25 protein-coding genes and 1 pseudogene are annotated in these 25,680 nt (G+C 71.6%); 7 read left to right on the top strand and 19 right to left on the bottom strand.

Features of this window, described 5'->3' with window-relative positions; translation table 11 throughout:
• Positions 1-60 precede the first annotated feature (60 nt).
• Positions 61-1,299, bottom strand: a complete 1,239-nt coding sequence (locus G6R13_RS09185) for an allantoate amidohydrolase (protein WP_336621541.1) — start codon at positions 1,297-1,299, stop codon at positions 61-63.
• Positions 1,299-2,930, bottom strand: coding sequence for an amidohydrolase (locus tag G6R13_RS09180; RefSeq protein WP_123243976.1), 1,632 nt, complete (start codon positions 2,928-2,930; stop codon positions 1,299-1,301). Before G6R13_RS09180 ends, G6R13_RS09185 begins: the two co-directional genes overlap by 1 nt.
• A 166-nt stretch (positions 2,931-3,096) precedes the next feature.
• Between G6R13_RS09180 and G6R13_RS09175 the strand changes: the two genes are divergently transcribed.
• On the top strand, positions 3,097-4,335 hold the full coding sequence (locus tag G6R13_RS09175) for a helix-turn-helix domain-containing protein (RefSeq protein ID WP_123243977.1): 1,239 nt from the start codon (positions 3,097-3,099) through the stop codon (positions 4,333-4,335).
• Positions 4,336-4,889: 554 nt separating this feature from the next.
• A complete protein-coding gene (locus G6R13_RS09170; protein WP_233569908.1) occupies positions 4,890-6,212 on the top strand; it encodes an MFS transporter in 1,323 nt (440 codons plus the stop codon).
• Between the two features lie 32 nt (positions 6,213-6,244).
• On the opposite strand, the gene G6R13_RS09165 is transcribed toward G6R13_RS09170, so the two are convergent.
• From G6R13_RS09165 to G6R13_RS09115, 11 genes and pseudogenes are all read right to left on the bottom strand, one after another.
• Complete coding sequence (locus G6R13_RS09165; RefSeq protein WP_044659363.1) at positions 6,245-6,997, bottom strand: metal-dependent hydrolase; 753 nt, start codon at positions 6,995-6,997, stop codon at positions 6,245-6,247.
• A 177-nt stretch (positions 6,998-7,174) separates the two neighbouring features.
• Entirely contained in the window at positions 7,175-7,909 is a 735-nt protein-coding gene (locus G6R13_RS09160; RefSeq protein ID WP_044659364.1) for an LrgB family protein, read from the bottom strand.
• Positions 7,906-8,268: a CidA/LrgA family protein gene (locus tag G6R13_RS09155; RefSeq protein ID WP_036315546.1), complete on the bottom strand. Its 363-nt coding sequence runs from the start codon at positions 8,266-8,268 to the stop codon at positions 7,906-7,908. The genes G6R13_RS09160 and G6R13_RS09155 overlap by 4 nt, the downstream gene beginning before the upstream one ends.
• A complete protein-coding gene (locus G6R13_RS09150; protein WP_041104849.1) occupies positions 8,265-8,972 on the bottom strand; it encodes a GntR family transcriptional regulator in 708 nt (235 codons plus the stop codon). The genes G6R13_RS09155 and G6R13_RS09150 overlap by 4 nt, the downstream gene beginning before the upstream one ends.
• A 268-nt stretch (positions 8,973-9,240) precedes the next feature.
• Positions 9,241-10,251, bottom strand: a complete 1,011-nt coding sequence (locus tag G6R13_RS09145; protein WP_052833440.1) for a GIY-YIG nuclease family protein — start codon at positions 10,249-10,251, stop codon at positions 9,241-9,243.
• 102 nt (positions 10,252-10,353) lie between these two features.
• Positions 10,354-10,509 carry a hypothetical protein gene (locus G6R13_RS09140; RefSeq protein WP_155643142.1) on the bottom strand — a complete coding sequence of 52 codons (156 nt, stop codon included), beginning with the start codon at positions 10,507-10,509 and terminating at the stop codon, positions 10,354-10,356.
• 33 nt (positions 10,510-10,542) lie between these two features.
• Positions 10,543-11,409, bottom strand: coding sequence for a hypothetical protein (locus G6R13_RS09135; protein ID WP_131661463.1), 867 nt, complete (start codon positions 11,407-11,409; stop codon positions 10,543-10,545).
• 43 nt (positions 11,410-11,452) lie between these two features.
• Positions 11,453-12,049: a DinB family protein gene (locus tag G6R13_RS09130; RefSeq protein WP_044659366.1), complete on the bottom strand. Its 597-nt coding sequence runs from the start codon at positions 12,047-12,049 to the stop codon at positions 11,453-11,455.
• Positions 12,050-12,072: 23 nt separating this feature from the next.
• Complete coding sequence (locus G6R13_RS09125) at positions 12,073-12,414, bottom strand: alpha/beta hydrolase (RefSeq protein ID WP_049147456.1); 342 nt, start codon at positions 12,412-12,414, stop codon at positions 12,073-12,075.
• Positions 12,415-12,634: 220 nt separating this feature from the next.
• Positions 12,635-13,855, bottom strand: coding sequence for a Fic family protein (locus G6R13_RS09120; protein WP_060973983.1), 1,221 nt, complete (start codon positions 13,853-13,855; stop codon positions 12,635-12,637).
• Positions 13,852-14,199 (bottom strand): annotated as a pseudogene (locus G6R13_RS09115) (GNAT family protein); the annotation flags it as partial. The pseudogene G6R13_RS09115 and the gene G6R13_RS09120, both read right to left, overlap by 4 nt.
• A gap of 110 nt (positions 14,200-14,309) precedes the next feature.
• Here G6R13_RS09115 and G6R13_RS12490 point away from each other — a divergent pair.
• Positions 14,310-15,452 carry a GNAT family N-acetyltransferase gene (locus tag G6R13_RS12490; protein ID WP_044659368.1) on the top strand — a complete coding sequence of 381 codons (1,143 nt, stop codon included), beginning with the start codon at positions 14,310-14,312 and terminating at the stop codon, positions 15,450-15,452.
• Between the two features lie 65 nt (positions 15,453-15,517).
• Here the strand turns inward: G6R13_RS12490 and G6R13_RS09105 are convergent, their stop codons facing one another.
• Positions 15,518-15,967, bottom strand: coding sequence for a hypothetical protein (locus G6R13_RS09105; RefSeq protein WP_044659369.1), 450 nt, complete (start codon positions 15,965-15,967; stop codon positions 15,518-15,520).
• A 292-nt stretch (positions 15,968-16,259) separates the two neighbouring features.
• On the opposite strand from G6R13_RS09105, the gene G6R13_RS09100 reads away from it, so the two are divergent.
• The 3 genes from G6R13_RS09100 (at position 16,260) to glpK (ending at position 20,362) form a co-directional block, all read left to right on the top strand.
• Complete coding sequence (locus tag G6R13_RS09100) at positions 16,260-18,035, top strand: glycerol-3-phosphate dehydrogenase/oxidase (RefSeq protein ID WP_163721479.1); 1,776 nt, start codon at positions 16,260-16,262, stop codon at positions 18,033-18,035.
• Positions 18,013-18,735, top strand: a complete 723-nt coding sequence (locus G6R13_RS09095; protein WP_163721478.1) for an MIP/aquaporin family protein — start codon at positions 18,013-18,015, stop codon at positions 18,733-18,735. Before G6R13_RS09100 ends, G6R13_RS09095 begins: the two co-directional genes overlap by 23 nt.
• Positions 18,736-18,829: 94 nt before the next feature.
• A complete protein-coding gene (gene glpK / locus G6R13_RS09090; protein ID WP_163721477.1) occupies positions 18,830-20,362 on the top strand; it encodes a glycerol kinase GlpK in 1,533 nt (510 codons plus the stop codon).
• Between the two features lie 90 nt (positions 20,363-20,452).
• Here the strand turns inward: glpK and G6R13_RS09085 are convergent, their stop codons facing one another.
• The 4 genes from G6R13_RS09085 to G6R13_RS09070 form a co-directional block, all read right to left on the bottom strand.
• The gene (locus G6R13_RS09085; protein ID WP_240335731.1) at positions 20,453-21,022 is read right to left on the bottom strand and encodes a hypothetical protein; all 570 of its coding nucleotides are present in this window, start codon (positions 21,020-21,022) and stop codon (positions 20,453-20,455) included.
• A 130-nt stretch (positions 21,023-21,152) separates the two neighbouring features.
• Entirely contained in the window at positions 21,153-22,004 is an 852-nt protein-coding gene (locus tag G6R13_RS09080; RefSeq protein WP_163721476.1) for a GIY-YIG nuclease family protein, read from the bottom strand.
• Positions 22,005-22,100: 96 nt separating this feature from the next.
• Positions 22,101-23,675, bottom strand: coding sequence for an RNA-binding domain-containing protein (locus G6R13_RS09075; protein ID WP_205521352.1), 1,575 nt, complete (start codon positions 23,673-23,675; stop codon positions 22,101-22,103).
• 82 nt (positions 23,676-23,757) lie between these two features.
• Positions 23,758-24,570 (bottom strand): HTH domain-containing protein, encoded by an 813-nt coding sequence (locus G6R13_RS09070; RefSeq protein ID WP_196773867.1) that lies wholly within the window; start codon positions 24,568-24,570, stop codon positions 23,758-23,760.
• A gap of 113 nt (positions 24,571-24,683) precedes the next feature.
• Here G6R13_RS09070 and G6R13_RS09065 point away from each other — a divergent pair, with 113 nt between their 5' ends.
• A complete protein-coding gene (locus tag G6R13_RS09065) occupies positions 24,684-24,926 on the top strand; it encodes a hypothetical protein (RefSeq protein ID WP_205521351.1) in 243 nt (80 codons plus the stop codon).
• Positions 24,927-24,958: 32 nt separating this feature from the next.
• Here the strand turns inward: G6R13_RS09065 and G6R13_RS09060 are convergent.
• A partial coding sequence (locus G6R13_RS09060; protein WP_163721475.1) for an IS256 family transposase occupies positions 24,959-25,680 on the bottom strand: 722 nt, incomplete at its 5' end.

Below are 25,680 nucleotides of genomic sequence, written 5' to 3'. Positions count from 1 at the left end.
AGGCCGGTCAATGGCCCCGCCCACCGGCGACCCAGCCGGTCGGGGCCAGGACAGGCAAGGTCAGGCTTTGAGGTCCCCCTCCACCATGCGCGTGAGCACGCCCGTGAGCAGGTCGACGCCGGCCAGCATGTCCTCGTCCGAGGTCAGCTCAGCTTCGTTGTGGGAGACGCCGTCCACCGAAGGGACGAACAGCATGACGGTGGGCACAACGTCCTTCATGTTGGTGGAGTCGTGGCCGGCCACGGTCAGCACCTCTCCGCCCCGCAAGCCGCGCTCCTCGGCCACCTTCCGTGCCAAGGCCACGCCCTCCTCCGGGTAGGCGAGCTGGCCCCACGAGTGGGTGAGCTCGAGGTCCACGCGCACGCGGGCCTCCTCCTCGATCCGGACGACGGTTTCACGCAGCCAGGCTTCGGCGTCTTCCAGCACGGACGTCTCCGGGGAGCGCAGGTCCAGGTTCAGCACGACCTCGCGCGCCAGCGTGACGGGCGAGTTCGGCTCGAGGTCCAGCTCGGATACGGACGAGTGCAGCGCCCGGTACGGCGCACGGTCGGCCACCTCACGGGCGGCCACGATCACGCGGGCCGCTCCGTAGAGAGCGTCCTGTCGGTCTTCCATGCGGGTGGAGCCGGTGTGGGCCTGTGCACCAGTCACGGTGACGCGGAACTTCTTGGCGCCCCATGTGGCGGTCACGAAGCCGACCTGCAGCTCGCGCTCCTCCATGGACCGGCCCTGTTCCACGTGCAGCTCGGCGTAGCCGGCGGTCTCGGGGAAGGCACCGGACCCGGCGCGACCCTCGGCCCCCAGCTCCTCGGCCACGGTTGCGCCGTCTCGAGCCGCCTTCGCCAGCGCGTCCGCCAGCTCGAGCCGCCCGGTGTGCACGGACGAGCCCATCATCGACGGAGTGAACCGCGAGCCCTCCTCGTTGAACCAGTTCACGACGGCCACGTTGAAGACCGATGCCGCCTCACCGGCGCGCACGGCGTCCGCGACAGCGGCCGCTGCGTGTCCGGCGGCGAGCACGCCGTAGGCGCCGTCGAAGCGGCCAGCCAGCGGCTGAGAGTCCAGGTGAGAGCCGGCCACGATGTACGGGGCGCCGGGCACAAGCTCGATGCGGCCGATCTGGTTGCCGATCGCGTCGTAGTCCACCGTGAACCCGCGCTCCTCCAGCCAGCCGTGGAACCACCGGCGAACGGAGCGGTCCGCGTCAGTACCGGCCTGGCGGTCCACGCCCCCACCGGGGGTCGCCCCATGGGTGGACATGGTGGCGAAATCGTTCAGGAAGTCCGCAGTGCCGGTCATCATCGTTCCTCTCCGTAGGTGATCTCCCCGCCCACCCACGTGGACGAGATGGGGATGTCCGCCAGGTCGTCCGGCTCGACCCGCAGCGGGTCCTCCTCGAGCACGACGAGATCGGCGAGCTGGCCCGCGGCCACCTGGCCCTTACGGCCAGCCCAGCCGGTCGCCGCGGCGGAGCCGGCGGTGTACGCGCGCAGCGCCTCCTCGACGCCGATCCGCTCGTCCGGTCCGTAGACCTCGCCGCTCTGAGTGAGGCGCCTGACGAAGGATTGGACGACAGCGAGCGGTGCGCCGGGCGCCACGGGGCGGTCTGAGCTGCCGGGAAGCATCATCCCGGCGTCGAGAAGACGACGCGCGGGGTAGGAGAGGGCGGTCCGCTCAGGGCCGAGCAGGCCGGCCATCCCGTCGCCGAAGCTGGCCAGGAAATGGGGCTGCGGGACCAGCACAACACCGAGAGCGGCCATGCGGACCACCTGGTCCGGGCGGACGACTCCGCCGTGCTCGATGCGGTCCGGCATGGGCCCGGGGCCGGCCTCCGCCCGAGCCTGCTCGATGGTCTCGAGGGCGAAGTCCAGGGCGGCGTCGCCGATCGCGTGGAGGGCGAGTGCCCAGCCTGCGCGCGCGGCGCCGCGGATGCGGGCCGCCATGGTCGGGGCGTCCATCTGCAGGTAGCCCGTCTCGGCACCATGGGAACAATACGGGTCGGTCATGGCCGCCGTCGCACCGAGCAGTGAGCCGTCGGTGAAGAATTTCACCGGGCCCAGTTCGAACCACTCGTTGCCGAGGCCGGAGCGCAACCCGGCGTCCAGGGTGAGGGCGGCGGGATCGTCGGCATGGCCACCGACGTCGTGGAGCACGTCCGAGGTGACCATGGCCTGCAGGCGGGTGCGCAGCCGGCCAGCGTCCCGGGCGTCCTGATAGGCGGCGAGTTCCTGCGGGCTGTGGCCGATCCACCCGCCCGCCGTGCCGGCGTCGGTGACGGAGGTCAGGCCCTCCGCGGCGTACGCCTCGGTGGCCGCGGCCAGGCACTGGGCGATCTCGGCGCGGGACTCGGGGAGGATCAGCTCCTGCACGAGTGCCATCGCAGTCTCCTCGAGCAGGCCCGTGGCCTTCCCGGACTCGTCCGTGACGATGCGCCCGCCCTCGGGCTGGTGCCCAGGCGCCACCCCGATGCCGGCCTGCTCCAGCACGGCCGTGTTCACGGTGAATGCGTGGCCGGAGTTGTGGCGTAGCAGCACGGGGCGGCCGCCAGCAGCCGCATCCAGGTCCTCACGGCGCGGGGTGCGGGTGGTGAGGCTCAGCGGGCTGTAGCCGGAGCACTTCACCCACTCGCCGGGCGCGCGCCGTTCGGCGTCGCAGCGGACGGCCTCCAGAACATCGTCCAGCGTGGTGGCCTCGCTGAGGTCCACTTCGAGGAGAGTCTGGCCGAACCAGACGGAGTGGGCATGAGCGTCGTTGAAGCCCGGCAGGACCGTCCGGCCGCCAAGGTCCACCCGCTCCCGCGCGGTGCACCCCTCGATCTCTTCGTCCACGCCCACGACCCGCCCCTGCCACACGCCCACGCGGCTGGCCGAAGGGCGGTCCGCGGTCATCGTATGGATCCGGGCGTGCTCCAGGATCAGATCAAGTTGCACGGAACTCCCGCCCCGTCTGTCTCTACGGTGACCACTGGCATGCCCTCCATTGAATCGACCGGGGTGGGGCCCAGCAATGGACGTATGTAGCCGTCCTCACCCCGGTGCGTGGGCACGTGCACATCCAGCCAGGCCGGGAAACCGGCGGTGGACTAGCATCGGGACGATGGAGGAGGTGACCCCGCACCCCGTCAAGGACGGGCAGGCAGTGGACGAGCAGGTCTGGCGGAGGATCGTCGAGACCCTCCACGGAGACGTGGGCCGACTCGCCGACGCGTTCTCGGATGAGCTGCGCGGGCACGGCTACTACGACCATGGCCGCGTCACCCCGCAGCAGATCCTCGACTCAGCCCTCAGCACGTTCACGGCGCTGATCGAGTTGTTGGCCCTGGAGGATGCCGGCCAGGGCCCCTCCCTTGGTGACGCCCCGGCCGCCCAGGCGGCGGCCGAAGATCTGGGCCGCAGCCGCGCCCATCAGGGCGTCCCCCTCTCCTCGCTCGTGCAGGCCATCCGCCTCGACTTCGGCGTCCTGTGGCGCCGGATTAAGGAGCTTGCGCTGCCGACGCACGTGGACGTGCTGGTGGCCCGAACCGAGCACATCCACTACGCGGTGGAGGCCTATTCGGCCGGGGTCCAGCTGGCCTTCACGGCGGAGAGGGCGCGGATCCAGCACGACGCACGGGTAGTCACCGACCGCGTCGTCGCCCGGCTCTTCGATGAAGCCGAACTCGACGCGGACGCGGTCTCTCGCATCTGCACCGGCCTGGGGGTCGAGGCGGACACGCGCTTTGAAGCAGCACTGTTGCCCGTCGAGAACGGGACGGAGCTCGACCGGCGGATGGAGCCCGCGTTCCAGCGCGGCACCGCGTGGCGCCACCAGCGTGCGGACACGATCGCGTTCGTCCGCCCCGTGACCGGCGGGCGCAGACTCGCCGACGACCTCGCCGGTCTCGGTGCGCTCCTGCTCCCGGTTTGCCTCGGCGTGGCGGAACTGCGCCGGACGGTGCGCGGAAGTGCGCGGACGCTCGCCAATCTGCCGTCCCTGAGTCGGCCCACCGAGTTCCTCCACGTGTGGGAGCACGAGGCGCGCCGTCACCTGTCAGACGCGACCCCCTGGTTCCTGCGGGAGTGGCGGGAGCTCATCGAGAGCATCCCGCCGCAGGACCGGGCCCTCGTGGTCGAGGCCGCCCGGGCCTACATGGAGACAGGTTCCATCCGCGACACCGCGGGGGCGCTGTACTGCCACCGCAACACGGTGCAGAACCGGTTCCGGATGCTGAAGGAGCGCGTGGGGCTGGACGTGACCGTCCCGCGGGAGGCCGCCCTCCTCCAGATCCTGTTCAGCGCGGACACGACCGAGCTGGACGCGGAGGACAGCCCGGGCGGCAGAACCCCGCGCCGCTGATCGCCGGCAGGTCCCGGCCCACGATCACGTGAAGCGGGGCCGGGCCCTGGTCCGCGAGGACCCGGTCGAGGGTGGCGACCTTTTGGCCGTTCATGAGGACGCCCCGTCACCGCACCCGGTCGAGGTTGAGGTAGCGGCCCTGGCCGCCGCCTTAGGGCTCGGTGCTGAAGTGCTCGTGGAAAGCGTGCAGGGCGGTGACCCGGCCCGGGAGTGCGGGGGAGCATCGCGGCGCCGGGGCGCTCACCCCCGTGCCGGTCCGTCGGCATGGGGGGGGGTGACCGCCCCGGACGTCGAGTCTGTCCTTGACAAGGTGTGCCCTGTGCAGGTGACCAAGGGTGCTTGGCCCAGGCGCGGCACATGCCCAGTGATTCCCATCACCCTGGGTGGCAAAGTGACACGTCAGATGATGCGCCGGCGTTTGCCACCCGTCATCGGCGCTGCCCCTCCACGTCCACGGTCACAGCCCCGGGCGCACGCTGAGGGACTGAACGACGAGAGCTGCTGGGAGGACCACCATGTCGAGCACACATCCAAGCCCGCGTCCCGCCCCGAAGGTGGACGAGCCGCACGAGCCGGCCTCGGAAAAGACCGTCAGCGCCAAGGAGGTCGGGCGCATCGCCCGGGCGGCGTTCGTGGGGACCGCCCTCGAGTGGTACGACTACTACCTCTTCGGCACCGCGGCGGCGCTGGTATTCAACCGGCTCTTCTTCACGACCCTCAACCCGACGGCGGCCGTCCTCGCCTCGTTTGCGACCTTCGGCGTGGGTTTCGCGGCGCGGCCGATCGGTGCGTTCCTGTTCGGGATCCTCGGCGACCGCTGGGGGCGCCGGCCCACGCTGATCCTTTCCATCGTCCTCATCGGCACGGCCACCGGCGTCATCGGCCTGTTGCCGAGCTACGCCGACATCGGCCTGCTCGCGCCAGTCCTGCTCGCGGTGCTTCGCCTCATCCAGGGCCTGGCGGTCGGCGGCGAGTGGGGTGGTGCGACCACCATCGCGATCGAGCACGCACCTCCGGAGCGTCGCGGCCGATACGCCGCGCTCGTGCAACTGGGCTCCCCGGTCGGCACTCTGCTGTCGTCTGGCGCGTTCGCGCTTGTGCTGATGCTTCCGGCCGATGCCGTCGACTCTTGGGGCTGGCGGCTCCCGTTCCTCTTCGCGTTCCCGCTGCTCGGCATCGCCCTGTGGATCCGGGTCAAGGTCGAGGAGTCGCCGGTCTTCGAGGAATTGCAGAAGATGGACGACCGACCGAAGGTGCCTGCCGCCCAGGTGTTCACCAAGGCCGGCGGTCGCCTCCTCGTCGCCATCATGGCCGCGCTGCTCGGCGTGGGCGGTTTCTACGTGATGAACACGTTCGTGCTCAGCTACGCCACCAACACCCTCGGGGTGGAGCGGCAGACCGTCGTGAACGCGACCCTCATTGCCGCCGTGGTCCAGGTCGTCGTGATCCTGATCTTCGGGAGGGTCGCCGAAACCTGGGGACCCGGCCGAGTGACCATGGCCGGCGGCGTGGTGACCGCGCTGGCGGCGTGGCCGCTCTTCGCCCTGATCGACACGGGGCAGGCGTGGGCGATCACCGTCGCCGTCGCGACCGGCATCGGCTTGCTGACCATCACCTACGCAGTGACAGGCAGCCTGCTGTCTGAGCTCTTCCCCGCCGAGTACCGGTACTCCGGCGTCGGCCTGGGCTATAACCTGGCCGGCGCGCTCTCCGGGTTCCTGCCGTTCCTGGCCACGTGGATGATCGGTCTTCAGGAGACGCCGTCCTCGACGCCCGCGATCGTCATCCTTGTCGGGATCTCCCTGCTGACGGCGCTGGGCGGGTTCATCGGCGAGCGGCTTCGCGTGCAGGACGAGACGGTGGTGCGGGCGGGCTAAGTGAGGGGGCGGCGGTGGCCGGGTGCCGCCGCTCAGAACAGTGCCGCCACCCCCCGAGCGGCGAGCGGGACGAGCCGCACGGCCCGCACCACGGTGAACGCGGTGACCACCGAGACGAGCGCCCACTCCCGCCAGGACCCGGTCCGGCCGAGCAGGGGAAGCCGGAACCGTCCGGAGGACTGCCACCACCACAGGCGCGCGGGAGGCTCCGGGCTGAGCGGCCAGAGCAGGGCCACCCCGTTGTTGGTGAGGGCGTCGCCGAGGATGTGCACGCTCACGCCGACGGCCACGGAGGCGGGGATCCACCACAGCCCGTCGCTGAGGACGGTCGCCGACACCGCGACCAGGATGCCGAGTGCCCACGCGGCCCTCCATCCCCGGTTCGGGAGCAGTCGGAGGGCCTTGGCGGCCACGGCCGCCAGGAACGCGGCGATGACCCCCTGCCCCGGTGTGTAGACGTGCCCCGCGATCGGCACCTGGATGGAGGCGGCCGCCGTCGCGACGGCGGTGAACGCCGCGATCCCCACCAGCGAGTGTGTGCCGCGCCGATGCCCGCCGGCCACGTGGCGGATGCCGCGGCTCAGCCACTCGGTCAGGGGCGGCAGGGCGTGGACGACGGTGGCGCGGGGGTGGTCCCAGTCGCTGATCATGGCCGCGCCGGCGGTGGTCACGGCGCCGAGCAGCTGGAGCTCGGCGGGCAGGTGCAGCACGGCGATCGGCGACTGCCAGTGCGTGAGCGCCAGCCAGGCCGCGGCGCCGGTGGCCGCGTGGGACGGGCCCATCATGGGTGGGGTCCTCTCGTTCGCAGGACCGGGCCGCGTCACTGCGCCTGCGAGGGCCGGCGGGCGGCCCGCGGGGAAGGAAGAGGACCAGGGTGGCAGGCGGGGCGGACACGGTAAGGCGGCCGCCGCGGCCGGAGCGGGTCGAGGCGGCTGCCCGGCCGGGGGCGGCCGCCCGGCCCCTCACCCCGTCATCGCCAGCACCAGCGGGGCCAGCAGGGCGGTGAGCACACCGGAGCAGGCCATGGCGAGGGCGGAGAACGCACCGGTCTTCGGCCCCTCAGCGAGGGCGCGGGCGGTGCCGATGCCGTGGGAGCTCACGCCGATGGCCAGACCGCGCACGCGGGGGTCGCGCACGCGCAGCCGGTCGAGCACCCAGGGGGCGAACACGGCGCCGAGCACGCCGGTGAGCACGGGGAGCACGGCGGCGAGGGAGACGATCCCGCCGCCGGCGTCGGCCACCGCCATGGCGATCGGCGTCGTCGCGGACTTGGGGGCGAACGTGGCGGCCAGCGCGGCGTCCCCGCCCATCGCCCGCACGATCAGCACGGCGCTCACCATGGCGGTCAGCGAGCCGACGGTGACCCCGACGGCGACCGGCAGGAGCAGCTTCCGGATGTCAGGGCCGGCCCGGTAGAGGGGGACGGCGAGGGCCACGGTGGCGGGGCCCAGCAGGAAGGTGAGGTAACTGCCGCCGATCATGTAGGTCTCGTAGTCGATGCCGGTCAGGGCCAGGAACGCGGCCACCAGCACGATCGTCACGAGCACGGGCGTGAGCAGGGCGGTCTGCCGGGCGGCGAGCCACAGACGGCGGGAGAGCACGGCGACGGCGAGGGTCAGCGCGATGCCGAACAGCGGTGTGTGCAGGAGCGCGTCCCAGGCCTCGGCGAGGGAGTCGGTGAGTTCGGCGGCGTTCACTGTGCGTCCTCCTTGTCCGTGAGGCGGCGGGCGAGCGGGGCGGCGACGCCGGCGGTGACCACCAGCCCCAGCAGCCAGGGCACCACGAAGCCGACCAGCATCAGCGCCCGGTGTTCCTCGATGAGGCCCAGCACCGCGACGACGCCGACGCCCGCCGGGACGAACAGCAGCGGCAGGTGCTGGAGCAGGTGATGGCTCGCCGTCATCACCGGCGCGTCCTCGGCCGGCCGGCGCCACGCGAGCAGGCCGAGCAGCAGGAGCATGCCCAGCACGGCCCCGGGGATCGGCAGGTGCAGCGTGTCGGCCACGAGCGTGCCCGCCAGCTGGCAGAGCAGCAGGATCAGCAGGCCCTCGATCATCGGGGTTCACCTGCCTCGGACGGGCCCACTGGCGGCAGGCCGGGGACGACGCCGCTCCCCGCGGCGTCGAGGTGCGCCTGCAGGGCGCGCTGGGCGTCTGCGGCGCGCCCGGCGGCCAGCTGGGCGCAGATCTCGGCGTGCCCATCGAGGAGGCGGCGGGCGGCGTCGACGGATCCGCCGGTGGCGGCGTGGATCAGGCGTGCCAGGCGGGGGGCGAAGGTGCGCACGACCTCGTCGAAGGCGGCGTTGCCGCACGTGGCGATCACGTCCCGGTGGAAGCGCACGTCCAGCGCGGAGAAGGCAGCGAGGTCGCCGGCGTCCAGGGCGGCGCGCTGCTGCTCCAGGTTGGCGGTGAGCGTGGCGACGAGGGGCCCGACGGCGTCGGGCCGCGCGGCGACCGTGGCGAGGGCGGTGGACTCGAGGAGGCCGCGCAGGGCCGTGAGGTCGGCCACGCTCTGCGGCGTGAGGGCCTGCACGGCCGCGCCCTTCTTGGGGAGGAGCCGCACCAGGCCCCAGCGCTCGAGCTGGAGGAGGGCCTCCCGGGCCGGCGTCCGGGAGATGCCGGCCTCCGTGGAGAGCTGGACCTCGGTGAGCATCTCCCCCGCGGCGATCTCACCGCGGACGATGCGCCAGGCGACGTCGTGGGCCAGGCGGCCGGCAGCCGTGGCACGACTGCCCCATAAGGGGTCGGAGAGTGGAGTCATGCGGGCCAGAGTAATCGGATGCATGCATGGATGTATGCATTGTGTCGGACTCGGAAGGGGTCCGGGTGGGGAGGCGCCCATGATGCCGGCGCCCACCCTCGCCCCATGACCGTCGCCATCACCCGTCTCGACCCCGCCGGCGCGGACCGCGCGGAGCTCATTGCGCTGCTCACCGGCAACACGTGGCCCTTCCCTGTGCGCCCCACGTCACCCGGCCGGTGGCGAAGGAGGCCATCGAGGACGGCGGCAGGCACCACACACTGTCGGGTCACCAGCTCCCGATGTAGTCCTCCGGGCCGAGGAGACCCCGGGTGTCCGCCCAGGCTCCCCAGCGGTCGAGGAGGAGGGGGATGGCCTGGTCCTCCCACCAGGGCAGATGGACGAGGCCCTGACTCATGCCTCCGCGGTTGAACCGCTCCACATTGACCTTGTCCTCGTCGTAAGGCTCGGCCCCCTCGAGGGAGCGATCGAGCGCATCGCGCAGGAGCCGGCCGAGTTCATACTCACTGGTGGGCATGGGGGTGTCGTCGAGCCGTTCAGCGAGCTCCTCCCAGAGACCGATGCTTCCCCGCAGCCCGTACTGGCGGGGGCGGCGGCGGCGGAACAAGTCGCCGACGGTCGCGCGCGCCGACGAATGGACTTCCACCACGTCCACATCGCGCTTCGCCTGCTCCGCCATGGCCGTGCGGGCTTTCCGGATGCGCTGGCGGAGCAGCTGTGCTTCGGGGCTGGTGCCGCCGTAGATGAGGTTCAACGGCGGGGTGTGCGTGTCGATCACAGGCTTCTCGATGCCCCCGAGCGGTGTCACTTCCGCGAACCCGGCGGGCGCCTGCCACACACGGACGGCGAGGTGACGGCGCATCCAGGTGGTCAGCTGCTCGCCGCTCTCCGGGGTGAGGGAGAATCGACCCGCGGAGGCGACGGCGACTGGCTCCAGGTCCAGCCGATCCACCAGGAGTGCGGCCAGAGTGCGGCGCAGAGTGGAGTGCGCGGTGCCGCCGCCCGCGAAATGCTTGCGTTCCAGGCGGGCCCGCAGGCTGCCCTCGGCCTTGCCGATGTAAAGCACATCGCTTCGACTGACAGACGTGTCCAATCGCAGCTCGGCTCGCGCCGCGTCAGGATCCTGCGCGACAACCGCGTACAGCCCGGTCGAATCCGGCATGACCTCGCCGCCACGCCCACCAATGACCACACCGCCGTCCTCGACGCGTGCGAACAGCTGGGGACTGTTCTGCAGAGCATGGGAAGCGGCCACGATGAGCCCCGCCTTGGTGGTCATGCCAATGTCCTCTCTTCGTCCGGGACATCTACCCCGGCTACGCCTCGAGCCTACGGAGGGCCCTGGACACGGTAGGCGCCCTTGCGATGGATCGCTGAGCCCTCACCGCGCCAAGATCCACCGGTCCTCTGGGCCGAAATTGTGGAGGTCGTCGCAGACGAAGCCGCGTAGCCACGGGACGTGGTCCACGACGCGCCGGTACAGGCCGCGGTGCACGCCGGACTCGTCGCCGATCAGCTGCTCAGCGGACACGTTCATCTCGACGCCAACCGCGCACAGGCGGGCGGGGCTTCACGCCTCGTCGGGCGCCCGGTCCTCCGCGTCGGCGATGACGTCCTCCAGAGCCTGCAGGTGGGGCTCGGCGTCGTCCCCGGCGCCCAGGTCGGCCAGCGCGAGGCGGAGGGCCTCGAGCAGCTCGCCGGCCTCCGGGTCCGCGGCGGCGGAACTCCAGCTCGCCCGCCAGGGCTCCTGGGTGGCGTCCTGCTGCTGGAGGAAGATGAGCCGCTCGACGTCGTCGGCCGGGATCTTGAGTTCCTCACCCCACGCCTGCATGGTCGTGACGTACGTCCGGTACCTGTCGGGGTAGGTCCAGCCGCCGCCGATCCGGACGTCGACGTCCTTCACATGCTCGGCGAACCAGGCGCGCACCACGGAGTCGAGGACGGGGGCGATGTCGGACTCCCGGTGGGCCTTGGTGAGGAAGTAGAGGTACTTGGTGCCGAAGGCCGCGCCGAGGTGCTTGAGGCAGCCGACCCCGCTCTTGCGCTGCTGCCGGATGTGCTCGAAGGCCGCGGGCCCGCCCTGCTCGAGGGTGATGCGGGTGACGTCGGCGAGCTGCTCCTCAAACCCGGGCTGCGCCATGATGCGCTCCACCCGGGAGGGGCCGTAGCCGACCCGTCCGTATCCCCACACCATCGCGGCGATGAAGGCGTCCCGCTGCACGGCGCGGTCCTCGGCGGTCACCTTCGCGGCGTAGCCGGTGACGACGGCGCGGGTCAGCGGCTCACACTCGAGGCAGGCGGGCAGGTCGGGCACGTGGGCCGTCCAGTGATCGAAGGACCAGCGCGTGGGCTCGTCGGCGGGCCTGCCGGCGGCAGCCCACGCATCGAATGAGCGCTGGAGGGCAGGGGGTACGGCGGCAGCGGGAGTACTCGTCATGGCCACACCGTAGGCCAAGGACCGGCACGGGAGGCATGTGCCTTCAGTTCCGGCCCGGCCCGCCACTCCCCTCCGCGATGGCGGTCAGACGGTCCACGTGGGCGGCCCAGCGGTCGGCGTCCCACGGGGGCAGGTTGTTCCCCGGGGCGCGCAGGCCGGCCTGCCCGTCGATCTGCTCCCGCAGGATGTCCGCGTGGCCGGCGTGCCGGGCCTCGTCCAGGGCGACGTGCGCAATGATCTGCGCGAGCGTCACCTCCGCCTTGTCGTCGGGCCACCACGCCACCCGCCCGGGGGCGTCGGCGCCGAGGGCCGTGATGGTCGCGTCCGCGTGGGCGAAGCAACGGCGGGCGAACTCGAGGACGTCCTCGAGGGACTCACCCTCGGCGGCGAACATGTCCACGTTGTCCTCCTCCGGCTGCCCCGCCGCCGCCCAGGGCAGCTGCACCTCGGCGGGGCGGCCGAACGTCTCGCCGAAGTACTCCAGCTCGACGACGGCGGCGTGCTTGACCAGTCCCAGCAGGTTGGTGCCGGTGGGAGTGCGCGGCAGGCGGGCGTCGCGCTCGCTGAGGCCCTCGAGCTTCTGGAGGAGGGCCGCACGCTGGCGGCGCAGCCCGTCGTGGAGGATCTGCTTGTGGTCCATGGGGGGATCCTGCCCCAGATCAGTCAGGCCGCGAACCCCCGCACGAGCTCAGCCACCCGCTCCGGCGCGTCCAGGTGCACGTCGTGCCCCGCGCCGGGCACCTGCACGTGCCGCACATCCGGGCGCCGACGCCGCATCTCGTCCAGCTCTCCGGCGGGCACGTACCCGTTCTCCCCGGTGATCAGCAGGGTTGGCGCGGCGATCTGCCCCCATTCCTCCCACCGGGGCCGCTCGTGGACGGGCCGCAGGGCGGCCTCCAGCACGTCGACGTCGAAGCGTGGCACCCAGCCGGCGTCGACGTCCCGGGTGGAGCGCGGGGAGGGCGCGATTGCGGGCGGCCCCGCCCCTGACTGGCCGTTGCGCACCGCGCGCCTGACGCTGCGCCCACCCCGGGAGGACGACCTCGGCTGGCCCTGCCGGATCGGTGTCTCTGGTGGTGGGGAACGTGGGCATGCCCGTGGGGACGTGATCCTGTGGCTGACGGACCGCGAGTCATCCCGCGGGCCTCACCTCGTGTGTTCGCCTGACCATGGCCGGGACACTACACGCGGCATGAGGCTGGTCAGCCCGGTAGTCCACACCCGGTCAACCCCGCCGGCCCGCACGCGCGGCGAACTCGTCCAGACAGGCGAGCACCTCGGTGGCCAGCCACACCCGGTTCCGACGCTGGCTGGAGACCGGCTGCAGCACACCGGCCTCGACAAGCTGGTCCACGGCCCGCTGGGCGGCCGGGCGCGAGACACCCAGCACCTGGGCCAGGTGGTCCACGGTCACGGCGGGTTGCGCGATGATCACCGCGAGCGCCCGCCAGACCGCCGCGTCCCGCCGGGCGGTGAGCCGCTCGCGCCAGCCGGTCAGGGCCTCGTCCAGGTCCGCGACGAGCTCTCGGCCGTTGCCGACGGCGGCCAGGGCGGCCTGCGCGAAGCGGCGCACGATGGGCGCGGGGTCGCCGTCGCGGTAGGCGGTGAGGGCGTCGAAGTATCCGGCCGTGTCCGTGAGGAGTCCCGCGGAGAGGGGCACCCCCATACGGGTGATCGCGCCGGCCCGATGCAACACGGCGTGCACGAGGACGCGCCCGGTGCGGCCGTTGCCGTCCGCGAACGGGTGGATGGTCTCGAACTGGGCGTGCGCGATGGCGGCCTGCACGAGGGCGGGCACGTCCGTGCGGCGCAGGTAGGCGAAGAGATCGTCCATCCCGGCACGCAGGCGCTCCGGGTGGGGCGGGACGAACTGCGCCGTGTGCGGCGTGGGCACCCCGCCCCCGATCCACCCCTGCGCATCGCGGTAGGCGCCCGGCCGGGCATGCTCCTGACCGTCCATGAGGGCACGATGGGCGGCCAGCAGGGCGGGCTCGTCGAGGTCGGCGGCCAGCCGGGAAGCAGCGCCCATGGCCCTCACGTTCGCCGCCACGAGCGTTGCGTTCGGGCGGGTGCGTTCGCCGAGAGTCGCCAGGGCGAGGGCTCGCGCGCCCGCGGTGATGTGCTCGATCTGCGAGGAGGACGCGGACTCAGTGCGCAGGAGCACCGCGTCGATCGGGGCGATCTCGCCGGTGAGCCCCGGGAGGGCGTGGCTGATCTCAGCATCGAAGCGCACGACGGCGGCCGTCGCCTCCTCGACCTCGGTCGCCAGATCAGAGGGCAGGTCGAGCCCGAGTCGGGCGATGCGGGCCGGGAGCGCGGCTCGATACGGGCCCGAGGCGCGCACGCGAGCGCTGCGGGAGCGCAGCCCGGCGTCATCCGGGCCCGCGGCCCAGGGGCGCTCTTCCCAGCCGACGGCCCACGGGGTCGGGCGCGGATCGTTGCTCATGCCGCCACCTTACGCAACGTTATGTCTAGAGAGTTGCGTACTTCTGGGCGTCGTGAGGTGGAAAGCCGTCTGCCCCGGGCCCGATGCTCCGAGGCGAGCATCGCGTAAGTGACGCCGTCCACCCAGCCGCGGGTGCGGTGCAGTGACTCCTCCTTGAAGGTGCCCTCGTGGCGCAGGCCGACCTTCTCCATCACGCGCAGGATGGGCGCGTTGTCCGCGAAGGCGTGAGCCTCCACGGGTCGGACGCCGAGGCCTGCGAAGGCGAGGTCCAACAGGGCACAGGCCAGCTCGGTGGCGCGGCCCCGGCCGGCGTGGGCCTGGGCTATGGTCCAGCCGATCTCGGCCTGCGCGTCCCGGGCTTCCTCGCGCGGTGCGCCGCGAGGTCGAGGAGGGGCGTGGCCATGGGGTCACGGCAACGGGCGGCGGTGACGTCCCCTCCCCTACTCTCGGCCCCATGGACGTCACCTTCACTCCACTCGACCCGGCAGGCGCCGACCGGGACGCGCTCGTCGCCCTGCTCACCGAGAACGCGTGGCCGTTCCACACGCGCCCGCGCGTCACCCGGCCGGAGGCGGAGAAGGCCGTCGATGGCGGCGCCTGGGAGGATGAGGACCACCGCACCTTCTGGATCGAGCATCCCGAGCACGGCCGCGTCGGCGTGGTGCGCCTGGAGGACCTCACGGACCCCACCCCCTTGTTCGACCTGCGCGTGGCGGAGCGGTTCCGCGGGCGCGGGCTCGGCGCGCAGATCCTCACCGCGCTCACCCGGCGCGTCTTCGAGACGATGCCCGCGGTGGACCGCTTCGAGGGCCAGACCCGCGAGGACAACGTCCCCATGCTGCGCACCTTCCGCCGGGCCGGCTGGGTCAAGGAGGCGCACTACCGGCGCGGCTGGCCCGTGGACGGCGGCGAGCCGCTCGCGTCCGTGGCCTACGCAATGTTGCGCCAGGACTGGGCGTCCGGCACGACGACGCCGGTCCCCGCCGACGTCGACGCCCCGCCTCCGGTGGGGCGCAAGGAGGGCGCGGCTGCGGGCGGCCGCGCCCCTGACTGGCCGTTGCCCACCGCGCGGCTGACGCTGCGGCCGCACCGGGAGGACGACTTCGGCTGGCTGCAGGAGATGTACACGCAGCCCGAGGTGGTGCGCCACCTGCTGGACGAGCCCTGGGACGAGGCGACCGCGCGGGCGAAGCTGGCCAAGCGGATCACGTGGGACGACCTCGGCGGCCCGTCCGGGGCGGCGTCCCTGGTGGTGGAGCACGCGGGCGTCCCCGTGGGTGACGTGATCCTGTGGCTGACGGACCGCGAGCGCGGTGTCGCGGAGATCGGCTGGGCACTGGATCCGCGACATGCCGGTCAAGGCTTCGCCCGGGAGGCCGCGGCTGCGCTGCTGGACCTGGGGTTCGAGACGTCTGGCCTGCACCGGGTAGTGGCACAGATGGATGCCCGCAACACGGCGTCCGCCCGACTGGCCGAGATGCTCGGGATGCGTCGAGAGGCACACCACCGGCAGGACCTGTGGAGCAAGGGCGAGTGGACGGACACCCTCGTCTACGCGATGCTCGCGAGCGACCGGGGGGTGAGGGGCCATCTATGACGACGAACGGACTTCTACGCTCACCCCATGCAGCTCGAGACCGTGAGGGGGTGGACTCGCGAGGCTCACCAGGTGTGCGGACCGAGGTCCTCGAGGATCTCCAGGTCGAGAGGCCACTCGTCAGGGCGGGGAGTCTCGGGGAGCACCGGCTCGTAGGCGCCGACGTAGACGACCTCCCCCAAGCCGAGGCCGGTGGCCTCCTCTGGCTCAAGGATCGTCAGGTCAGCGTGGCCGGGGACGCGGTCGATCTCGGCGAGCCGCCCCGAGGGCCACACCTCGTGTGCCGCCCTCACCACGGCCCGCACACGACGCAACGGGATCGACCCGGCGGGGCTGCCGTCGTCGTGATGGGTGACGACCCAGCCTGCAGAGGCCAGGGGCCCAGCCTGACTCACTCCCCGGGAGGGCAGCAGGATCAGCTCGTGGACTTCCCCCACGGCGATCGGGTCACCGCAGCATTCCTGCTCCCAGTCCGAGAGCGAGGCGCGGCCGACGGCGCCGACGGTGATGTCCATGGTCGGAGTGTAGGGGCGAGGCCTCACCCGTGGGCGCGCGTCACCCGGGGCGCTCCGCCCTCGTTCCAGCGGAACAGGGTGAGGTGCCACAGCCCGGGGACCGTGCGAGACGGGCCACCTCCACGCGCACCGACGTGGCCCTGTGCGAGCGGCTCGGGTTCCGCGAGACCGTACCCGGCGCGTGGGCACCCGCGACCCGGGAGTGACATCATGGACCTCGGCTCGCGCTGATACTGGGTATCGTGAGCCACGCCACTACACTGTGCTTCCACTGATAAAGGAGCAACCCCCCATGCCGACCCTGCGAACCGTCCCCCTCTCCGCCGCCACGCGGGAGGACCACCTCGCCCGCCTCCGGGCCACCAGCCCGGAGGCCCCCCTCGACATCCTGGTCGTGGGCGGCGGCTCCACCGGCGTGGGCGCCGCGTTCGACGCGGCCACCCGCGGCCTCGACGTGGGCATCGTCGAGGCCCGCGACTGGGCCTCCGGGACCTCGTCCCGCTCCTCCCGCCTCATGCACGGTGGCCTGCGCTACCTCGAGATGCTGGACGTCAAGCTGGTGTACGAGGCGCTGCGGGAGCGCGACCTGCTGCTCACCCAGACCGCGCCCCACCTGGTGCGTCCCCTGCGCTTCGTCTTCCCGTTCTTCCACAAGGTGATCGACCGCGGCTTCATCGGCGCCGGCGTCACCATGTACGACGCCATGCAGTCGCTCGGCCGCCGCCGCGCGATGGGCGCGCACCGCCATCTCAGCCGCCGCTCCATGGCCGCGACCTTCCCCTCCCTCGACGACGAGAAGATCGTCGGCGCGGTGGAGTACGCCGACGCCCAGTTCGACGACGCCCGCCTGGCCATGATGCTCGTGCGATCCGCCGTGGACCACGGCGCCGTGGCCGCCAACTACACCGCCGTCACCGGCTACCTGCGCGGCGACGACGGCCGTGTGCAGGGCGTGCGTGTCCGCGAGGAGACCTCCGGCGAGGAGTTCGACGTGCACGCGCGCGCCGTCATCCTGGCCGGGGGCGTGTGGACCCAGGAGCAGCAGGAGCTGGCCGGGGCCGACGGCGGCCTCGAGGTGCTCGCCTCCAAGGGCGCCCACATCACCGTCCCGCGCGACCGCATCCGCGCCGACGCCGCCACCGGCGTGATCACCAAGACGGAGAAGTCCGTGCTGTTCCTCATCCCGTGGGACGAGTACTGGGTGATCGGCACCACGGACACCCCGTGGGCGGAGGACGTGGCCCATCCGGCCACCACCGCGGACGACATCGACTACATCCTCGAGCACGCCAACGCGGTGCTGAAGGAGGACCTCACGCGTGACGACGTGATCGCCACGTACGCCGGCCTGCGCCCGCTCCTGCAGCCGGTCACCGGATCCGACGGCGGCTCCACCAAGATCTCCCGTGAGCACACCGTCACCGAGGTGGCCCCCGGCCTCACCGCCGTGGCCGGCGGCAAGTGGACCACGTACCGGGCCATGGCCGAGGACGTCGTGGACTTCGTGGTGCGCGAGACCCACCCGACCCGTCCCAGCCTCACCGAGCACATCCCCGTGCTCGGCGGCCTCGGCTACTCGGAGATCGAGGCGGAGGCGGACCGCATCGCCGCCGACTACGGCCTGGACGAGGCCCGCGTGGACCGGCTCCTGTTCCGCTACGGCACCGTGCTGCGCCACGTGCTCGACCTGATCGACGCCGACCCGTCCCTGAGCGTCCCTCTCGCCGAGGCGCCGCGCTATCTGCGCGCCGAGATCGTCTACGCGGCCCGGGCCGAGGGCGTCGTCCACCTGGACGACGTCATCGAGCGCCGCACGCGCCTGTCCACCGAGGTCCGTGACCGCGGCGTCGCGGCGGCCGCGGAGATCGCGTCCCTCGTGGCCCCCGAGCTGGGCTGGGATGAAGAGCGCATCGCCGGTGAGATCCGGGCGTACAAGGACCTCGTCGCCGCCCGCCTCCGCGGCGAGACCGCCCACGACGACGTCACCGCCGCCGCCGCGCTCGCAGCTGCCGACGCCGCCCCCGTCCACGGAAAGGAGCCCGTCCATGGGCACGATCTTCCTGCATGAGATCGCCGGCACGGCCATCCTCCTCCTGCTCGGCGTCGGCGTCGTCGCCAACGTCGTCCTGATGAAGACCAAGGGCAACGGCGGAGGCTGGCTGCTCATCAGCTTCGGCTGGGGGCTGGGCGTCTTCGCGGGCGTCTACGTCGCTGCCGCGACCGGTGCGCACCTGAACCCCGCCGTGACCGTCGGCCTGCTCGTCAGCGGCGCCGAGGAGTACGCCCCCGGCATCGCCGTGACCCTCGGCACCACGCTCGCGTACTTCGCGGCGCAGCTGATCGGCGCCTTCCTCGGCGCGGCCCTGGCCTGGCTGGCCTACCGCGACCACTACCAGGCGGAGACGGACCAGGGCGCGATCCTGGGCACGTTCGCCACAGGTCCCGAGATCCGCAACCCGCTGTGGAACATGGTCACCGAGGTGATCGCCACGTTCGTCCTGGTGTTCGTGATCCTGCTCTTCGGCTCCACCCCCTCCGGGCTCGGCCCGCTCGCGGTGGCCCTGCTCGTCGTCGCGATCGGCGCGAGCCTGGGCGGCCCCACGGGGTACGCCATCAACCCGGCGCGCGACCTGGGCCCCCGCCTGTTCCACGCCGTCGCGCCGATCCGGCACAAGGGCGGCTCGGACTGGGGCTACGCCTGGGTGCCGATCGTCGGCCCGCTCGTCGGCGCCGTCCTGGCCGGCCTCGCCGCGCCTCTGTTCGTCTGAGCGGTCTGCCCGTCCAACCCCGGCGGGCACGTTCCCCTGCGGGAACGTGCCCGCCACCCCCACACCCCCGTGACCACCTCCGAAGGAGTAGGACATGACCACCCCCCGCTACGTGATGGCCATCGACCAGGGCACCACGTCCACGCGCGCGATCCTCTTCGACCACAGTGGGGCCATCGTGTCCACTGGTCAGCACGAACACGAGCAGATCTTCCCGCGCGCCGGCTGGGTGGAGCACGACCCAGTGGAGATCTGGACGAACACCCGCGAGGTCATCGGCGAGGCCCTGGCCCGCGCCGAGGTGACCCGGCACGACGTCGCCGCCGTGGGCATCACGAACCAGCGTGAGACCACCGTGGTGTGGGACCGCAGGACCGGCAAGCCGGTGTACAACGCCATCGTGTGGCAGGACACCCGCACCGACCGCCTCTGCGAGCGCCTGGCCGGCGACGTCGGCGCGGACCGCTACAAGGAGCGCGTCGGGCTGCCCCTGGCCACATACTTCTCCGGCCCCAAGGTGGCCTGGATTCTGGAGAACGTGGACGGTGCCCGGGAGGCCGCCGAGAACGGCGACCTCATCTTCGGCACCACGGACTCGTGGCTCGTGTGGAATCTCACCGGCGGCGGCGAGGGCGGCCGGCACGTCACCGACGTCACCAACGCCTCCCGCACCATGCTGATGAACCTGGACACCCTCGACTGGAACGAGGAGATCTGCGCGGACATGGGCATCCCGATGTCCATGCTCCCGGAGATCGTCAGCTCCTCCGCCGAGGTGGGCACCGTGTCTGGCCAGCAGCTGCTGCGCGAGACGCCGATCACCGGCATCCTGGGCGACCAGCACGCGGCGACCTTCGGCCAGGCGTGCTTCGAGGTCGGCCAGGCCAAGAACACGTACGGCACCGGCAACTTCATGCTGATCAACACCGGCGAGGAGCCGGTGCATTCGGACAACGGCCTGCTCACCACGGTGGCGTACCGCATTGGCGACCAGAAGCCGGTGTACGCGCTGGAGGGCTCGATCGCCGTCACCGGCTCGCTGATCCAGTGGCTGCGGGACAACCTCGGCATGATCGGCAGCGCCCCGGAGGTCGAGACCCTGGCCGCCGGTGTGGAGGACAACGGCGGCGTGTACTTCGTCCCCGCGTTCTCCGGCCTCTTCGCCCCGCACTGGGACGCCACGGCCCGCGGCGCCATGGTGGGCATGACCCGCTACGTCAACAAGGGGCACATCGCCCGCGCGGCACTCGAGGCCACGGCCTTCCAGAGCCGCGAGGTCCTGGACGCCATGAACGCGGACTCCGGCGTCGACCTCACCGAACTGAAGGTCGACGGTGGCATGGTCGCCAACGAGCTGCTCATGCAGTTCCAGGCGGACCTGCTGCGCGTGCCCGTCGTGCGCCCCAAGGTCATCGAGACTACCGCCCTCGGCGCCGCCTACGCCGCAGGCCTGGCGGTGGGGTTCTGGGCGTCCCAGGACGAGCTCGTGGCCAACTGGGAGGAGGACAAGCGCTGGAAGCCCACCATGGACGAGGAGGAGGCTGAGCGCGCCCTGCGGCTGTGGAAGAAGGCCGTGGAACGCTCCCGCGACTGGGTCGACGAGGACGTCGTGGCGGCCCAGGGCTGAGTCGTCCGATCCGTAGGCTGGTCCGGCCGGCCCCGTGCGCCCCGTGCGCCCCGGGCCGGTCCGGGCCCTCCAGAAGGACCCCGAGCAGCACTACCCCCTCGTCGGCCGCCTGCGCGCGGAGCGGGGCGGAGTCGGTGCCGTTGCCATCGGCGCAGTGGCCAGGCCCGAGGCGCCCGGCTGCTCCGACGTCAAGCTGTCCTCACCCAGGGCGTCCTCTTCCCCGCCGCTTCCGCCCAAGGCGGCGGTGGACAGGCAGGCGAAGTAGTCCGCATCCACGTTCCGGCTGTCCTTGATGGCGCTCCGCTGTGGAATCTCCTCGGAGAGGTTCTCCACGGCCGCGTTGTTCGCCGAGGCCACCACCCTTTCGAGGCCGGCCACCTCAGGCCGGAGTTCGCGCGCCCGTCGTCGCATCCTGTCCTCGCCGGTCCACTCATGGGTGCGTTCGGTGAGGGCGTCGAGTGGGTTCTCACACGCCGACAATCGGCGTGCTCGTTCGACAACGTTGGACGCCAGGATGTCCCGGAGCATCGTCGTCTTGCCGGTTCCGGGGAGGCCGTTCACACCCATCAGACCTGGCCCGCCCGCCTCGACGACCTCGGCCCGCGCGACGACATCAATGCGGGCGGCTTGCGGATGCCCCGTGTGCTCGTGGGCGGTCATATTCGAGGAATTCAGCGGTGGCTACAGTGCCTGGATGGCGCACTTGCCCTCGTCCCCGAGGCTCGGCGGGGGCAATCCATCCCCCCTCCCGTCTGACCTTCGCCCTCTCCCCCAGGACAACGGAGTCCGTTCAGTTCCGGTTCAGCCCGAACCGGCGCGTCATCAGAGCCTCCTTGTAGTGCTTCTCCGCGGCGTCGATCTGGGCCTGCGGGGTATTGGAGCCGAACACGCGCAACAGGCTGAACGTGTACCGCTCCGGCTGGTCGGGGTCGAGCTCCAGGGCATCCCGGAGGGCGACGTTCCCGCCATGCCCGTCACGGGCGTAGGCCTCCCACCGTCCGAGCACACCACGCTCACCGTCGGCCTTGCCGACGTAGCACTGGCCCGCGGTCTCGTCGGCGATCAGGTAGATCCCGCGTACGGCCTCCAGGGCGGTGCGCCAGCCTGCGTAGCGGGTCTCGGTCACCATTGACTGCAGGTCCCCGTAGCTGAGCAGCACGTGGTCGAAGCCGGGGAACGCCTCGGTGGTGGGGTCGGCGATCTCCAGGACGGGGAATCGCGCCGCCAGGGGGCCCCGCTTGGCCCAGTTCACGGGGTCCGCGGACCACTCCACCACCAGGCGCTCCTCGAGGGAGGCCAGCAGCGGCACCGGCGCAACGTCGTAGTACCGGTAACGCTCCGTGCGCTCAGCCACGGCCTCCCCGCGGTTCTCGTACACGGCGGTGAGGCGAGAACGACGCCCGCCCTCCCCCATGAAGATCAGCCAGTGGCGGGCGGGCTCCTTCGGGAACTTCCCCACGTGGTGCTGCTCCCGCGTGTAGGCGAGCACGCGCTCCGGCGTGGCCGCCGCCCGCGACGGCAGCCCATCCGCCTTGTATGTGTGACGGATGGCAAGAACCTCGTGCGGGTCCAGGCCAGCGGCGTCGAGCACCGACCCAAGAGTCAGGACGAACGGCTCGGGAACCGGATCAGAGTGCGGCATAGGACCTCATTCTGCTCATGGGACGGATCCACATCGACAGATTGACACTTCAGACTCACAGTCGACCACCAAGGGGGGCTCTCAAGAGCGGCAGTGTCAGTCTCCCGCCCCTCTGGCCGACACCAGTCGGTACCGGGTGTCCTTGTGGCCCTGACCGCCGGTCATCTCCACCAGCCCGTCGAGCAGCGGCTGGCGGAGCGCGTAGCGGATCTGCCGCGCGGTCAGCATGGTGGCCTCCTCCAGGTCGCGGATGCCCACCGCCTCCCCCGCGGCCAGGGCGCCGAGGACGCGCCCCTCGTGGCGGGTCGGCACGGAACTGGACGGCACGGTCGACGACGGTGTCCCTGCCTTCGCCCCGGGCGTCACCTCCGCGGGAGAGGTCCGCGCTACCTCCACAGCCGGCTCCCGCCGATGCGGCAGAGCCCCCTCGGGCCGCGGCCGCCAGAGGAGGGCCTTGAACTGGACGCCCGTGTCGATGAGCTGAGGCCGGCCCAGCCCCCACTGACGAGCGGACCGGAACACCTCGTGGATGCCGCCCCCCTCGCCCTCGATGACGGAGGCGCCGTCCGGCGTCGTGAGCTTCTTGGCGATCTGGTACAGCCGCTGATTGACGGCGGCCTGGGCATGTTCGTCACTTTCGAGCTGGGTGAGTGACACTCCGCGGCGGCCGCCCGGGCTCTGAATGAACAGGGCCCGGTCCGTGAGCCGCATCTGGATGGCTTTGCCCGCGCCGAGGGTGTCGGGGCCGAGGTCGCGGTGCACGAGGGCGTTGCCGAGGAGTTCACGGACGGCGGCGAGCGGGAGCTCGGGGCGGCGCTCGAGCTGACCGTCGGGGCGGTACACGTGCTCGGTCCCGAGGTTCTGGCGCACCCAGGCCATCACCTCGTCGAGCAGCACGGGGACCGGCCCGGTGAAGTCCGTGAGGTTGCGGCTGCGCGTCTGCCCCTCTCCCCCGCGCACCTGGACGGCCGCGGTGACGGTGAGCCCCGGATAGCGGCCCTGCGGGTAATCACCGAGGGCGTAGAGGCCGGCCAGGGTGGGCTCGCCGATGGCGGTGAGGACGTTGGTCTGGCGGAGGATCTCGTGGTGGGTGCGGTCGCGGAGGCGACGGTCCCGCTCGCGCACGGCCGCCACGTAGTCGGCCACGAGATCGGGGACCAGGTCCTCCTCGCTCATCCCCGTGACGGGCTTGACGTCGTAATCCACGCGCTCGTCCGAGTGGAGCTTGGCGACCTCCAGCATGCGCAGCTCATGCGCGTGCATCACGTAGTCGCCGTCGGACTGCCGGAGGTAGGCCTGCCCTCGCACCGTGGCGGGCCGGTCCGTGAGGCGCAGGGGCACCACGTGGACGACGAGCACGTCCTTGCCCTCCAGGCGGAAGACCTGGGGAAGGACGGTCGGGCTGGGTGTGACAGCCTCGCGCGCCTGGGCCACGAGGCCCGCCTCCAGCGTGGCGACGTCGGGCACGCCCACCACGCGGAACTCACCATGAGCCTCGTCGACGCCGCAGATGACCGTTCCGCCGTCGGGCATGTTGGCGAAGGCGCAGAGCGTCTCCGGCATGGAGGGGACGCCGCCCGTGGCCCGCTCGACCTCGACCGAGGTGGTGTCGCCACGACGCGCGCGGAGGGCTTCGAGGGTGGCCGTCAGAGCGTCAGATGACCAATTCACAGTGACAACTGTAAGTCACGGTGTCAGTGTCGGGCTGACGAGTCCCCATCACCCCTCCGCCAAGACGCCGACCGCCAGCTTCTCATCGGCCCCCACGCGAGAGCAGGTGGCCGATAAGTTCGCTTCGCCGCCGCTCTTCGATGTCGGGATCCGCCGCCTGGATGAACTCCACAGCGTTGAAGCCGTCACCCTGGCGGCGATTCTGCGGGGGCTCGATCCCCTCGATCAGCAACGCCTCCATCGTGGCGATGAGGGTGTCCACGCCGATCCCGGCTGCCGGCACCGCTCCGAGGGTGCCGTTCTCCTCGACGGGGCGGACCCCGAACCAGGAGAAGCGGTCCCACCGCGCGGAGAGGCGGTCACGCGTGTGCTCCGCAAGACGGTGCCCCAGGCGAGTGGCGGTCACCCTGCCGACGTACACGACGCGGTTGCCGTCGTAGAGGATGTACACCCCGGCCTGTCCTGCGAAGTCCGTGGGAGTTGCCCCGTCCTGCTGCACACCACGGAGGCGGGTGGCCTTGCCCTGCCAGTGGACCTCCTCGCGCCGCCAGAACATGCCGAAGGCGTTGATGAGGCCCATGTCGTCGTCGGCGGCTCCCTCGCCTGGAGCCACCGACGGGGGCTGCGCGACCGGCTGGTCGGCATCCCCCGCCAGCGACGTCGTCGACGGCTTCTCATCCAGGAGGCGGTAGCGGCCAGGTGAGACCTTGAGCAGCTGCTCCTTGAGGTGCATGGAGATGTTGGCGGCCACCGTGTTGGCCGGCGTCGCACCGATGCTGTCCTTCGACCGGTATCCGCGGTCGATGATCTCCTGAGCGATGTCCGCGTAGTGCGCCTCGCCGCCGAGGTCGTTGAGGGCGCGGAGGATCGCCTTCCGCCAGGTCATGTCTGCCATGGCTCGAGCCTAGGGGTTGCTCATGAGCGGTGCCCGCTACTGTGTCTGCCAGGCCCGGTACGGTGTCGGCAGTCGGACCAAGACGTGCGGTCGCATGCGAAGAGAGGACACTCATGCCCGAGCTGACCTGGGTGGGCAAAGACAAGGTCATCACCCACCATCTCGACGTTCCCCTGCGAGTGCTGGACCGGAAGTACTCGTTCGACGAGGTCGGCCAGAGCGAGACGGACAACGACTCCCCCAACATGATCATCCATGGGGACAACCTCGAGGCCCTCAAGGCCCTCCTGCCTCGCTACGAGGGACGCGTGGACTGCATCTACATCGATCCGCCCTACAGGTCAAGTCCCGAGTAGTGGTGTAACGCTCTGATCCTCCATTGGTGCTGCTAGGCGCTGAGTTCGAGGGTGGTTTCCGGTTCGGCGTTCACCTCGTTCCCGGTGTCGTCCACGGTGGTGAGGCGGCAGCGGGCCAACACCTCGAGGCCGAGGTAGCGGCGGCCCTCGGCCCACTCATCGGTCTGCTCAGCCAGCACCGCCCCGACCAGGCGCACGATCGCTGCCCGGTTCGGGAAGATGCCCACGGCGTCGGTGCGACGCCGGATCTCGCGGTTGAGCCGTTCGGCCGGGTTGTTCGACCAGATCTGGGTCCACACGTCCTTGGGGAACGTGGTGAACGCCAGGATGTCCGCCCGGGCACCATCGAGGTGTTCGGCCACCGCGGGCAGCTTTTCGCTGACGTAGTCCAGCAGCCGGTCGAACTGGGCGTCCACGCTGGCGGCGTCGGGCTGGTCATACACCGAGTGCAGCATGGCCTTCACGGCCGGCCACATGGACTTGGGGGTGATGCCCATCAGGTTCGCCGCGTAGTGGGTCCGGCACCGCTGCCAGGTCGCTCCGGGCAGGTTCGCGGCGATGGCGTCCTTGAGCCCGGTGTGGGCGTCGGAAGTGACCAGGCGGACTCCGGTCAGGCCCCGGGTCACCAGGTCGGCGAAGAACTCGTTCCACGCCGACCCCGTCTCCGAGGTTGCCACCCGCAGGCCGAGGACCTCCCGGTGCCCCGCACCCGTCACCCCCGTGGCCAGCAGCCCCCCCGCGGCTACCCCCCGCC

It is taken from the genome of Micrococcus sp. Alg238-R198, from assembly GCF_900537135.1.
Classification (GTDB): domain Bacteria; phylum Actinomycetota; class Actinomycetes; order Actinomycetales; family Micrococcaceae; genus Micrococcus; species Micrococcus luteus.
Note: the sequence above shows the minus strand (reverse complement) of the source record. Positions and strands in the feature narration are given on the sequence as shown.